The following is a 12552-nucleotide window of genomic DNA, read 5'->3' on the forward strand; positions in this document are numbered from 1 at the left end:
CGATGATCAAGAGTCTCTAGGCGTTCTTAGACTCTTCTTCACTATATGAAGAGCAGGTGGGCTGTGTGTCAGTCTACACCTTGCTGAAAAATGAATGTTTTTTATCGTATGCATAGCAAAAAGGAAGCATGCTCATGGCTAAGCTTTATTGAGGACGTTTTTGGCAGGTCACACAAAAGTGTGTACCGCGCCCTCCGACTACTGTTTTCTCAATGATGCTTCCGCATGTTTGGCAAGGCTCTCCCCGCCGGTCATATACAAGAAGCTGCAATTGAAATGTGCCAATATCTCCTTGTGAGTTGATATAAGAACGAATTGTACTTCCTCCCGCATCTACCGCCACCTGAAGCGTATCGATGATCTGTTTGTGAAGCACTTTGCAAGATTCCAGGCTGAGCTGATTCGCTTTCGTTTCTGGATGAATCCCTGATTTAAACAGGACCTCATCTACGTAAATGTTACCAAGTCCTACGACAATCTTTTGATCAAGCAGTGCTGTTTTGACCACGCGAGTTGTTTTTTTCAATTGCTCCCATAAATACTCAGGAGTAAACTGTTCATCGAATGGTTCATATCCCAGCTGTGATAGCGGGAGTTCCCTTTCCTCTTCACCCGGCTGAAATAAATGCATCGTGCCAAATTTACGCACATCATGGTACCGAAGCTCCGTCCCATCTGTAAACGTAAAGACGACGTGTACGTGTTTATCATAAGGCTCATGCGCTTCATGTACACGATATTTCCCTTCCATCCTTAAATGGGAGACCATCACATAATGGTCTAAATGAAAGAGGAGGAACTTTCCTCTTCTTTCAATGGTTTGTATGGTTTCTCCAACCAATCTTCTTGCGAACTCTTCCGGCTCCCCAGGACGTTTGATGATGTTTGGCCATTTGATATCGACCGTTTCAATCGTCTTTCCTTCGACTAACCGCTTGAGAGTGCGCCGGACGGTTTCAACTTCTGGTAATTCCGGCATGCTCCTCGCTCCTTTTTCTCTCTCTATTATTTATTTCGCATCGTACCAAGATGGACCTGAAGCAAAATCAACTTTTAGCGGCACATCAAGCTGAAGTGCATTTTCCATGACTTCAGGAACAATCTTTTCAAGAATGGCGATTTCTTCTTTCGGCGCTTCAAAGATCAATTCATCGTGCACCTGTAATAAAAGATTTGTCTGCAGGTTTTCTTCTTTGAGCCTTCGCGCCATATCAATCATCGCTTTTTTAATAATATCGGCTGCGCTGCCTTGGATCGGTGTGTTCATGGCTGTTCGTTCTGCAAAGCTTTTGATATTAAAATTTCGGCTTGTGATATCTGGGATATACCGTCTGCGTTTAAGAAGCGTCGTGACGTAGCCTTTTTGTTTCGCTTCCTGAACGATTTCTTCCATATAGGTTTTCACGCCTTTAAAGCTTGTTAAATAGCGCTCGATAAATGCGGCGGCTTCTTTTCTTGTGATCCCAAGGTTTTGAGAAAGTCCATAGTCGCTGATTCCGTATACAATACCGAAATTTACCGCCTTGGCTTGTCTTCTCATAGCGGAAGTCACTTCTTCTTCTGAGACATGGAACACATCCATCGCTGTTTTCGTGTGAATGTCCATGTCCCTCGTAAATGCTTCGATCAAATTCTCATCTTGTGAAATATGAGCGAGTACACGCAGCTCGATTTGTGAATAGTCAGCTGCAAACATGAGCCAGCCTTCTTTTGAAGGAACGAATGCTTGACGAATCTTCCGTCCTTCTTCTAAACGAATCGGGATGTTTTGAAGGTTTGGATCTGTTGAGCTTAATCTTCCTGTTTGGGTGAGTGCTTGATTAAACCTTGTATGCACTTTATGGGTATCCTTGCGCGTTACTTTCATTAACCCTTCTACATAGGTCGATTGCAGCTTTCCGATTTGCCTGTAGTGCAGAATGGATCGAATGATTTCATGCTTATCTTCAAGCTTTTCAAGCACATCTGCAGACGTTGAATAGCCTGTTTTTGTCTTCTTGATAATCGGGAGACCTAATTTTTCAAAAAGGATGACACCAAGCTGTTTAGGAGAATTGATGTTAAACGTTTCTCCTGCTAAGCGGTGAATGGTTTCTTCATATTCTTTGAGCTTTTTCGTTAATTCTTCACCCATTTTCTCTAGGCGCTTTATATCTACCTTTACTCCAAGAGATTCCATTTCGCCTAAGATGAGTGCTAGCGGCAGCTCTAAATCTTCATATAGTTCATGCTGATCATTTTTTTCTAATGCTTCTAATGTTAAATCATGCAAGGCTGAGATCGCCGCTGCTTTTCGTCCGAGATGTCCCTTCAGTTCATCTTCAGGTGGAATCGCCTGTTTTGCTCCTTTTCCGTATACTTTTTCATCAGAAAGAGCGATATTCAGACCATATTCCTTCGCTACACTTGCGACGTCTTCGTATGATTTCTGCGGGTTGACGACGTAGGAAGCGAGCAGAACATCATTGTCGACACCTTTTAGGTCGACATCATGCCATCTGAGAGCGACAACTGCTCTTTTTGAATCAAAGACCCATTTTTTCTTCGTTTCATCCTGTACCCATTCTTTAAATGCATCTGATTGAAGCGCATCTTCTTTCGTCATAAAGAACGCACCATTTTCATTATGGATCGCAAAACCGATCAAATCCGCTTCGTGATAATTATCTCCAAGCTGTTCTACCACAAGGGCTGCATGATCTGTCAGCATGTCGCCTCCTGCAGCTGTCATTTTTTTCACTTCTAATGCGTCTACTTCAACCTGTTCATCTGTTTCTGGTGCTTCTCCTAGACGCTCTAGCAGGGTTTGAAAGCCTAGTTCTTTATAAAGAGAGATCACTTGATCCATGTGTGGACCTTCGTAGGCAAGATCTTTGCTCGACACATCAATAGGTGCTTCTACGAGAATGGTCGCCAGCTCTTTACTCATGACTGCTTGTTCTTTATATTCTTCAAGCTTTTCTTTGAGCTTTTTCCCGTTCACTTCATCAATATGTTCAAGCAGGTTCTCAACTGTTTCAAACTGCTTTAACAATTTAATGGCTGTTTTTTCACCTACACCTGGGACGCCTGGGATATTATCTGAGGAATCTCCCATCAGCCCTTTCATATCAATGATTTGATCTGGTCGCAGGCCATATTTCTCTTCAATATGAGCAGGTGTGTAGTATTCTACTTCTGTGATGCCTTTTTTCGTAATAGCGACTGTCGTATGATCTGTTGAGAGCTGTGTTAAGTCTTTATCTCCTGAGAAGATTTTGACTTCAAAGCCGTTTTTTTCTGCCTCGACAGCCAATGTACCGATAATATCATCTGCCTCATATTGAGGAAGCTCGTACCTTTTCACCTGATAGGCATCTAATAGTTCACGGATGAATGGCATTTGTTCTGATAGCTCTGGCGGGGTTTTTTGTCTTCCGCCTTTATATTCTTTAAATGTCTCGTGGCGGAAGGTTGTTTTTCCCGCATCAAATGCGACGAGCATATGGGTTGGCTTCTCGTCCTCCAGCATTTTCATTAAAATCATCGCAAAGCCATAAATAGCATTTGTATGTACGCCTTTATCATTTGATAATAGCGGCAAAGCAAAGAAGGCTCGATATGCGAGGCTGTTTCCATCCACTAACACTAATTTCTTTTTGTCTGTCATGTTTTAATCCTCCATCGGCTGAGCCATCTCAGCCGTCTCTTTCACACATTGTATCTTCATTTTATCAAAGTTTATTTTGAAAAGAAAATAGTCGAGCCTGCATAAAAAAGGGACGAAAACAACAAGTGTTTTCGTCCTTCCAAAATTGGCTCCTTGGATGAAGGGGTTCCTATTCATCCTATCAATGAATGTTTAACAAAACATGAATTCATTGTAAAGATCATGTAAATTTTAACGTGACTTTCCTTTTTTCTCTATGTCGATTTCAGGCTCACTGTAAAAGTCGTTCCTTTACCTTGTTTGCTGCCGACAGAAATTGTTCCTTCATGCGCCTCCACAAGGTGTTTGACAATGGCAAGACCAAGACCTGTACCGCCTGAATTTCTGCTTCTATCTTTATCAATTCGATAAAATCTCTCAAATATTCTTGGAATCTCACTTTTCTTCATACCAATTCCTGTATCTGCTACATCAAATTCATAGGCACCTTTTCGCGGTCTTGCTGAGATGGTGACACTTCCTCCCTCTGGTGTATAGGTAAGGGCATTATTAACGAGATTGAGAAAAATTTGCTTTAACCTTAGCGGGTCTGCCATGACATAGACCGGTTCTTTTGGGACACGCACATATAATTGAATGCCTTTTTCTGTAGCCTTTTGACTTAACAGCACTTGAATCTCTTGGATGATTTCTGTCGCATTGGCTTCTTGAATATTCAGCTTGAATTGCTGTTGCTCAATTTTAGAAAGATCAAGTAAGTCTTGAATCAATGTTTCTAGACGGACACTCTCTTTTAAAATGATAGAGAGGAATTCTGTCAGTGCTTCTTTGTCATCAATCGCGCCATCAAGAAGAGTTTCAGAAAATCCTTTAATCGACGTAATCGGTGTTTTTAACTCATGAGACACATTGGCGACAAAGTCTTTTCGCATCTGCTCCAGCTGCTTCGTTTCTGTCACGTCATGAAACACGAGGACAATTCCTTTCCATTCATCGTCTGTACTTAAAATGGGTACACCATCCACTTGGAAGTAGCGTCGTTCAATGTCAACGGCTAAACGTAAAAACTTCCGCACCTTCGTTTCTGTCATGAAAATTTCGTCAATTAATTCGATAATCTCTTCATGGGTAAACGCTTCGTGATACAGCTTGTGCATGTAAATGTGCTTTTGCACCTTAAACTGCTTGCGGAAGGTTCGATTGACAAGGTGGATATACCCCATCTTATCAATCAATATAATCCCCGCTCCAATATTTTCAATGACCGTTTGCAGCCGGTCTCTCTGCATTTCACCGGCACTTGTCATTTCTTGAAGACTTCCTGCCAAACGCTTCATGGAAGTATTCAGTTCACTTGTTTCAATCATCAGCTCTTCATAATTATTCGTATCATAGTTCCCGCGTTCTAGCTGTTTGGCTACCTTTGTCGCATAATCAATTGGTTTCACATATTTCATCGACATGCGGTACCCAAAGAAAACGATAATGATAATCGCCGAGCCAAGACAAAAGGCTAATGCAAGCCAAAGCTGGCCGTCAATTTCATTTAAAGGCTCGTATGACGCATGAAGAAATAAATAACCCGCTGGTTCGTTTTGTTTTAAGATCGGGACAGCATAATGGAAAAGCGCATCCTTCTCATCGTCAATAACGACTCCTTTTGTTTGGAGACGTTCATTGTTTAGTGTGTTTTGAATGACAGCCTTTTGTTCTGCTTGACCCGTTGTATGTATGATCTTCCCCTTTAAATCCACAATCGACGCATTCATGTCAAAATGCTGCTTTGCCTGATTGAGGACCTCTTTGTTTTGCTTCGCCTTTAAATCATCACCATTCATAGAAGACAGGAGAAAGCTCGATTCCTTTTCCATTCGTTCCGTTAATTTTGTTTCATAGAAAACATGGAACATGTGATCCAGGAAAAGACCAAGTGCCACAAACACAATAAAAAGGAGAAAAATGAGTCCCGAAAACAGACGGGTTCTAATTTTACTCATTTGACTTTGGCTCCTCCAATTTGTAGCCTAAGCCGCGAATCGTTTTAATGTATGTTGGTTTTTTTGTGTTCTTTTCAATTTTGTCCCGCAAGTGACTAATATGGACATCCACAATACGAGTGTCACCTGCAAAGTCATAATTCCAAACGGCACTTAGCAATAAATCACGCGTGAGGACACGTCCTTTATGCTTCGCCAAATAAAGCAGCAGTTCAAATTCTTTTGGCGTCAGCTCTAGACGTTCTTCCTGGAAATAGACTTCGTAGTGTTCTGGTAAAATACGCAGTTCACCAATTTTGATTTGATCTGCAATGATCTCATCCTTCTCCTCTTGCGTGGGGGTAGGCTGAGATTGCTGTGCTCTTCTCAAGATGGCTTTTACCCGAGCACCCACTTCTCTAGGACTGAATGGCTTTGTCATGTAATCATCGGCCCCAAGCTCAAGACCTAGCACCTTATCAAATTCATCGTCCTTTGCTGTCAGCATTAAAATAGGGAACATCATTTTTTGAATTCTCAGTTGTTTGCACACTTCAAGGCCGTCCATCTTCGGAAGCATTAAATCTAATACAATGAGATCAGGCTGTTCACTTGCTGCTTTTTCAAGTGCTTCTTCCCCGTCTCTTGCTGTGACGACATCATAGCCCGCTCTTTCAAGGTTATAGCTTAGAAGTGTTACAATCGATTCTTCATCATCCACAACTAATATTTTTTTATTCATGTTGTGCCTCCAATTAGTGATTTCCCCTGCATCCGTTTTTTGTATCTTATGTGAAAAGCGAGAAGTCATGCTTTCTCTTTCATTTTAACGAAAGCTTAACAAGAGAACAATTTAAAATTTCGACAAGATTTGTTTTGTAAACAAAAAGAAGACTCCTCATACGAGAAGCCTTCTTTTTTATTCATATTAAGACAATACTTTCATGACATTCTTAACTGATTCAACAGAACGGTCAAGCTGACTTCTTTCTTCTTCTGTCAGCTCAAGCTCGATGATCTGCTCAAGGCCGTTTCCACCTACGATTGTTGGTACACCTAGGTAAATGCCTTCGTAGCCATATTCACCTTCAAGGTAAGCAATCGTCGGCATGACGCGGCGCTGATCTTTAAGGATCGCCTCAACCATTTCGACTAGTGAAGCAGCAGGTGCATAATATGCACTACCGTTACCTAATAGGTTCACGATTTCGCCGCCGCCTTTTCTTGTTCTTTCAACAATTGCATCAATTCGCTCTTTAGGAATCAATGTTTCAAGCGGGATACCGCCTGCATAAGAGTAACGAACAAGAGGAACCATGTCATCGCCATGCCCACCAAGCACAAAGCCCGTCACGTCTTTAACAGATAGGTTTAATTCTTGAGCAACGAACGTACGGAAACGTGCTGTATCAAGAATGCCCGATTGTCCAATGACTTTTTCTTTTGGTAATCCTGATTCTTTATAAACTGCATACGTCATTGCATCAACAGGGTTTGTTAATACAACAATGATTGTTTCTGGAGAATATTTAACGATTTCGCGTGTCACACTGCGCATGATTTTTTCATTTGTTGACACGAGATCGTCACGGCTCATTCCCGGCTTTCTTGCAATCCCCGCCGTAATGACCACGACATCAGAACCGGCTGTATCTTCGTAGTTAGAAGTTCCTGTAATGTTTGCATCGAAGCCTTGAACAGGACTTGCTTCCAGCATATCAAGTGCTTTCCCTTTTGTTGGGTTCTCAAGCTGCGGGATATCGACTAATACGACGTCCGCTAATTCTTTTTGAGCCGTTAGAAATGCTGTAGTTGCTCCAGTAAAGCCTGCTCCGATAACAGATACTTTTTTACGCTTGTTTGCCATTTCCTTTTTCCCCTTTAACTTTAAAGTTTAAGAATCAAGACAAGTTTTTGATGAGCTCGTCAGCAAACTCAGAACATTTCACTTCTTTTGCGCCATCCATTAATCTAGCAAAATCGTAAGTGACGACTTTTGATGCAATTGTATTTTCAACAGATTGAATCACTAGATCAGCTGCTTCCTGCCAGCCAAGGTGCTCAAGTAAAAGCACGCCTGATAGAAGAACAGAAGATGGGTTCACTTTATCAAGACCAGCATATTTTGGTGCTGTTCCGTGAGTCGCTTCAAAAATAGCGTGTCCTGTTTCGTAGTTGATGTTCGCACCTGGTGCGATACCAATTCCACCAACTTGTGCTGCAAGAGCATCAGAGATGTAATCTCCGTTTAAGTTCATTGTTGCCACAACATCGAACTCAGCTGGACGAGTTAGGATTTGTTGAAGGAAAATATCTGCAATGCTGTCTTTGACAATAATTTTGCCAGCAGCTTCTGCTTCACTTTGCGCTTTGTTTGCCGCATCTTTTCCATCTTGTTCCACAATACGATCATATTGTGCCCATGTAAAGACCTTGTCGCCAAACTCTTTTTCAGCCACTTCGTAGCCCCAGTTTTTGAAGGCTCCTTCTGTGAATTTCATGATGTTTCCTTTGTGAACAAGTGTCACAGACTTACGGCCTTGGTCGATTGCATATTGGATAGCCGCTCTGACAAGGCGAGAAGTTCCTTCTTCAGAAACTGGCTTGATTCCGATACCTGATGTTTCTGGGAAACGGATTTTGTTTACACCTAATTCGTTTTTTAAGAAGTCAATTAACTTCTTCACTTCGTCTGATCCTTGTGCATACTCGATACCAGCATAGATATCTTCTGTATTCTCACGGAAGATGACCATATCTGTGTCTTCTGGACGTTTCACAGGAGACGGTACGCCTTTGAACCAGCGAACTGGACGTAAGCATGTGAATAGATCAAGCTCTTGTCTAAGTGCCACGTTTAACGAACGGATTCCTCCGCCGATTGGTGTTGTCAGTGGTCCTTTGATTGCGATTAAATATTCACGAATGTCTTCAAGTGTTTGCTCAGGAAGCCATTCTCCAGTTTTATTGTAAGCTTTCTCACCGGCATATACTTCTTTCCAAGTGATTTGCTTTTCACCTTTATATGCTTTTTCTACAGCGGCTTCAAGTACTCTTGATGCTGCTTTCCAAATGTCAGGACCGATTCCGTCCCCTTCAATAAACGGGATGATTGGATTATTTGGTACATTCAATACGCCGCCAGTAACTGTAATTTTTTCGCCTTGTGACAATGATATTACCTCCCAGGTTATGTAGTGAATATTTGAAACTTCTTGGCTTGATGTCTGCAAGCGAAGAAGTTTTTCACGTGATTCGTTTTTTGTTGATCTAGAGGCTGATTGGCCTTCGTGAGGATCAGCCCCCGCTTATTCTATAAACATTAGTCTCTTTCACTGATCGGAACAAACGTTTGAAGATCAGGTCCAATGTAGTCAGCTCTTGGACGGATGAGACGATTGTTGTCATACTGCTCTAAAATGTGAGCAATCCATCCAGAGAATCGGCTGATCACGAAAATTGGTGTAAACAAGTCATGATCAATCCCTAGACTGTGATATACAGATGCAGAATAAAAATCAACATTTGGTGGAAGATTCTTCTCTGATGTCACGATTTCCTCTGCACGAACAGACATTTCATACCATTTCGGCTCGCCAGTCAGGTTTGTTAAACGCTGGCTCATTTCTTTTAGATGCTTTGCACGCGGGTCACCTTGACGGTATACGCGGTGGCCAAAGCCCATAATTTTTTCTTTCTTCTCTAGCTTACCATGAATATAGGAATCTACGTTTTCAACTTCGCCAATTTCTGAAAGCATCTTCATCACGCCTTCGTTGGCTCCGCCATGAAGTGGTCCTTTCAGCGCACCGATAGCCGCTGTTACACCAGAGTAGATATCTGATAGTGTAGCAACACATACACGCGCTGTAAATGTCGATGCGTTTAATTCATGATCCGCATGTAGAATGAGTGCCTTATCAATTGCCTCAATTTCTACTGGTGACGGCTCTTCGCCATTTAGCATATACAAGAAGTTCGCAGCATAGCTGTATTCTTCTTTTGGCTGTACAGGCTCAAGTCCCTTACGAATGCGTGAAAACGCAGCGACTAGTCCAGAAATTTTCGCCTGTAAGCGAATGGCTTTTCTGTAATTTGCTTCTTTGTCCATAATCTCTGATTCGTCATCAAGTAATCCTAGTAAGGATACCGCTGTACGAATCGCAGACATTGGATGAACCCCATCCAGCGAATACGATTTAAAGTGCTCAATGATTTCTTGCGGAATGTGAGCATTTTCGTTGAGCTGCTGTTTTAACTCACTCAGCTCTTGCTCATTCGGCAGCTTTAAGTGCCATAACAGGTAGACAATTTCTTCGAATGTAGCTTTTTCAGTTAAATCATCGATATTGTACCCTACATAAGTAAGAGTATCATCAATAATTGAGCTTACGGATGAAGTTGTTGCCACGATACCTTCAAGACCTCTTGTTGCTGTCATGTTCAATCTCCCCTTTTTAAAAAGATTCCCCTTCGTTGCAGAATTCTCGCTTTTTGAAAGCGCTATCCAATCCGAATAAGTCGGCACGTTCAGAAAAGAAAATGCTTACATTTACCTATACGGTTAGAGCGCTTTTAGCCTCATATCTCTTGTGTGATCAATGAGTTCAAAATTAAGCCTATTCCCATTATAAACAATAATCAGACATTTGTTAAATGTTTAACTATAATTTTTTTTGATATTTTTTTTTCCAGTCTTCCATATCAGGCATGGAATAAAGGGATTTTGCTTCTTTTATTATATTTAATTATGTTTTTTTGCAAAAGCTCACGCAAGAAAAAAATAAAAAAGAAAGTGGCATGAACCACTCTCTTTTCAACCGCTGAAAAATTTCACAGCCTGCATCGCCAAATAAGCAATTCCTGCTCCGATCAGCGGACCGACAGCTACTCCTTTAAATAAGCTGACTGCCAAAATCGTCCCGAACACAAGCGCTGCTGTGATATGCGGATCATTTTCGAGTAGCACAATACCGTTTTTTGCGATTAATGCTACTAATATACCCGCTCCAAGTGCAATCCAAGCATAAGAGGATTTCATGGCTTCTCCAAGCTGCTTAAATCCAATGTCACCTGTTGCAATAGGAACAAGCACAGCAATTGTAATGACGGTGACCCCCCAATTGATGCCCTTCGACTGAAGAACTGGGAAAATTTTTTGATCCAAACCAATCAGCTTAATCCCAATGAGCACAGAAACCGCTAAAATTAATGAATTGTTTTTTGCAATAAGTGCTATAACGAGTAAAAGAACCAAAAATAAATTTGCTTGAGTAAACATACGCCGCCCCTTCCTTTCTTTTTATTGCGACCTTTTCATATTACTAATCTTTTTGAATAAAATGAAGTATCGGACATGCTTGTTTTTTGGAGGGGATTGTGTGAATCACACCTATATGGCCATTTTTCTACGAAGTTTGATGATGATCGGCATTGCTGTATTTACGGTTGTCTTTTTATATCAGTCTTTTCCTTTTTTATATCCTTTTTGGATTGCACTTATTGTATCCTGCCTCATTCACCCTGCTGTATGCAAAATAGAAGAGATCACCGGAATGCCAAGAGGATTTGTTGTCGTCATTGTACTACTGCTCTTTTTAGTAGTAGCAGCCGGTTTCATCACACTCTTAGTAGCAGAAATCATTTCAGGAAGTGCTTATTTGGCAAAGGTTCTGCCTGGTCACCTTGATCAAATGATTGGGATTGTGGAACAGTTTTTTACAGATAAGATCCTGCCATTGTACCATGATGTAACCGCCCAATTTAATACACTTCAAGCTGGTCAAAAGGAATCGATTTTGGGACAAATACAGGCGCTAGGCGATGAAGCTGCCGCAAAAATAGGGACTTTTCTTTCAAAAACACTCGAGCTCATCCCGGCTTTTTTAGGTCTTTTGCCTGATGCAGCCGCAACCCTTTTGTTTTCTGCATTGGCGACTTTTTTTATCACGAAAGATTGGTTTACATTAAAAAAATATGGTTCTCGTATCTTTCCCGCAAAATGGATGCAGCATACACGAGCCATTTTAACTGAAATCAAAAAAGCCATTACCGGTTTTATGAAGGCGCAGCTTTTGCTTGTTGCGATGACCATCGGCCTTGTCATCATTGGACTGATCATCTTAAAAGTCGAGCACTCCCTTGTCATTGCTTTATGTATTGGGTTTGTCGATTTACTTCCTTATATCGGGAGCGGCACCGTTTTTCTGCCGTGGATCATTTACTCCGCCATGACAGGAAACCTTTCACTCGCCATCGGGCTCGGCATTTTGTATATTGTCGTGCTCATTCAAAGACAAATATCAGAGCCAAAAGTCTTAAGCAAATCCATTGGGCTTAATCCTTTAGCCACGCTTGTGGCGCTATTTGTCGGGTTAAAATGGTTGGGTTTCCTCGGACTCGTCATTGGCCCTGCTTCCCTTGTCGTGTGGCAAGCATTTCGTAATGCAGGTGTTTTCAGGGATATCTATCAGTACATTAGGTACGGCATGCAAAAGTAAAAGAGACCTTCAGCTCAAGGTCTCTTTAGCGAATAATTGTATAGCGACTGCGATTAGACATGTTTCTAAGCCAGCGTTCAAAAAGCGGCTTGATTTGCTTTCTCGTCATCGGAATGAGCAGCAGCGCACCGATGATATCTGATAAGAAGCCGGGAATGAGTAGCAGCAGACCGCCGATTAGAATGCAAAAACCATCGACAATCGCTACCCCTGGCATTTTGCCATATTGTAAATCTCTTTGCACTTTTTGAAAAGCTTCGATTCCTTGTTTTCTTGCAAAATAAGCACCTAATGCACTCGTGAGTACGATCATCAGCATCGTTGGCAAAATGCCAATGATTTTACTTGATATTAAAAATAAACTGATTTCCACGGCAGGGAACAGAATCAATAATAGTAGCAAATATTTTTTCAAGCCATATCACCT

General features: G+C 41.5%; 10 protein-coding genes. 1 reads left to right on the forward strand and 9 read right to left on the reverse strand.

Annotated features, from left to right (window positions below; all coding sequences use genetic code 11):
• Nucleotides 1-145: 145 nt before the first annotated feature.
• The 8 genes from mutM to MHH54_RS13160 form a co-directional block, all read right to left on the reverse strand.
• Nucleotides 146-979 carry a DNA-formamidopyrimidine glycosylase gene (gene mutM, locus MHH54_RS13125; RefSeq protein WP_003216358.1) on the reverse strand — a complete coding sequence of 278 codons (834 nt, stop codon included), beginning with the start codon at nucleotides 977-979 and terminating at the stop codon, nucleotides 146-148.
• A gap of 30 nt (nucleotides 980-1009) precedes the next feature.
• A complete protein-coding gene (gene polA, locus MHH54_RS13130) occupies nucleotides 1010-3649 on the reverse strand; it encodes a DNA polymerase I (protein WP_342500321.1) in 2640 nt (879 codons plus the stop codon).
• A 254-nt stretch (nucleotides 3650-3903) separates the two neighbouring features.
• The gene (locus tag MHH54_RS13135; RefSeq protein WP_342500322.1) at nucleotides 3904-5646 is read right to left on the reverse strand and encodes an ATP-binding protein; all 1743 of its coding nucleotides are present in this window, start codon (nucleotides 5644-5646) and stop codon (nucleotides 3904-3906) included.
• Complete coding sequence (locus MHH54_RS13140; protein ID WP_342500323.1) at nucleotides 5639-6367, reverse strand: response regulator transcription factor; 729 nt, start codon at nucleotides 6365-6367, stop codon at nucleotides 5639-5641. The genes MHH54_RS13135 and MHH54_RS13140 overlap by 8 nt, the downstream gene beginning before the upstream one ends.
• A 186-nt stretch (nucleotides 6368-6553) precedes the next feature.
• Nucleotides 6554-7492, reverse strand: coding sequence for a malate dehydrogenase (gene mdh / locus MHH54_RS13145; protein ID WP_003216833.1), 939 nt, complete (start codon nucleotides 7490-7492; stop codon nucleotides 6554-6556).
• Nucleotides 7493-7526: 34 nt separating this feature from the next.
• Nucleotides 7527-8798, reverse strand: a complete 1272-nt coding sequence (gene icd, locus MHH54_RS13150) for an NADP-dependent isocitrate dehydrogenase (protein WP_044139289.1) — start codon at nucleotides 8796-8798, stop codon at nucleotides 7527-7529.
• A gap of 149 nt (nucleotides 8799-8947) precedes the next feature.
• Entirely contained in the window at nucleotides 8948-10066 is a 1119-nt protein-coding gene (gene citZ / locus MHH54_RS13155; RefSeq protein ID WP_008346063.1) for a citrate synthase, read from the reverse strand.
• Between the two features lie 375 nt (nucleotides 10067-10441).
• Nucleotides 10442-10906 carry a DUF441 domain-containing protein gene (locus tag MHH54_RS13160; RefSeq protein WP_044139290.1) on the reverse strand — a complete coding sequence of 155 codons (465 nt, stop codon included), beginning with the start codon at nucleotides 10904-10906 and terminating at the stop codon, nucleotides 10442-10444.
• Between the two features lie 100 nt (nucleotides 10907-11006).
• On the opposite strand from MHH54_RS13160, the gene ytvI reads away from it, so the two are divergent.
• Nucleotides 11007-12125 (forward strand): sporulation integral membrane protein YtvI, encoded by a 1119-nt coding sequence (gene ytvI, locus MHH54_RS13165; RefSeq protein WP_342500324.1) that lies wholly within the window; start codon nucleotides 11007-11009, stop codon nucleotides 12123-12125.
• 25 nt (nucleotides 12126-12150) lie between these two features.
• Here ytvI and MHH54_RS13170 read toward each other — a convergent pair whose 3' ends face one another.
• Nucleotides 12151-12540 carry an FxsA family protein gene (locus MHH54_RS13170; RefSeq protein ID WP_003216718.1) on the reverse strand — a complete coding sequence of 130 codons (390 nt, stop codon included), beginning with the start codon at nucleotides 12538-12540 and terminating at the stop codon, nucleotides 12151-12153.
• Nucleotides 12541-12552: the final 12 nt, after the last annotated feature.

Origin of the sequence: Bacillus sp. FSL K6-4563, assembly GCF_038630405.1 — a bacterium.
GTDB classification, from domain to species: domain Bacteria; phylum Bacillota; class Bacilli; order Bacillales; family Bacillaceae; genus Bacillus; species Bacillus pumilus.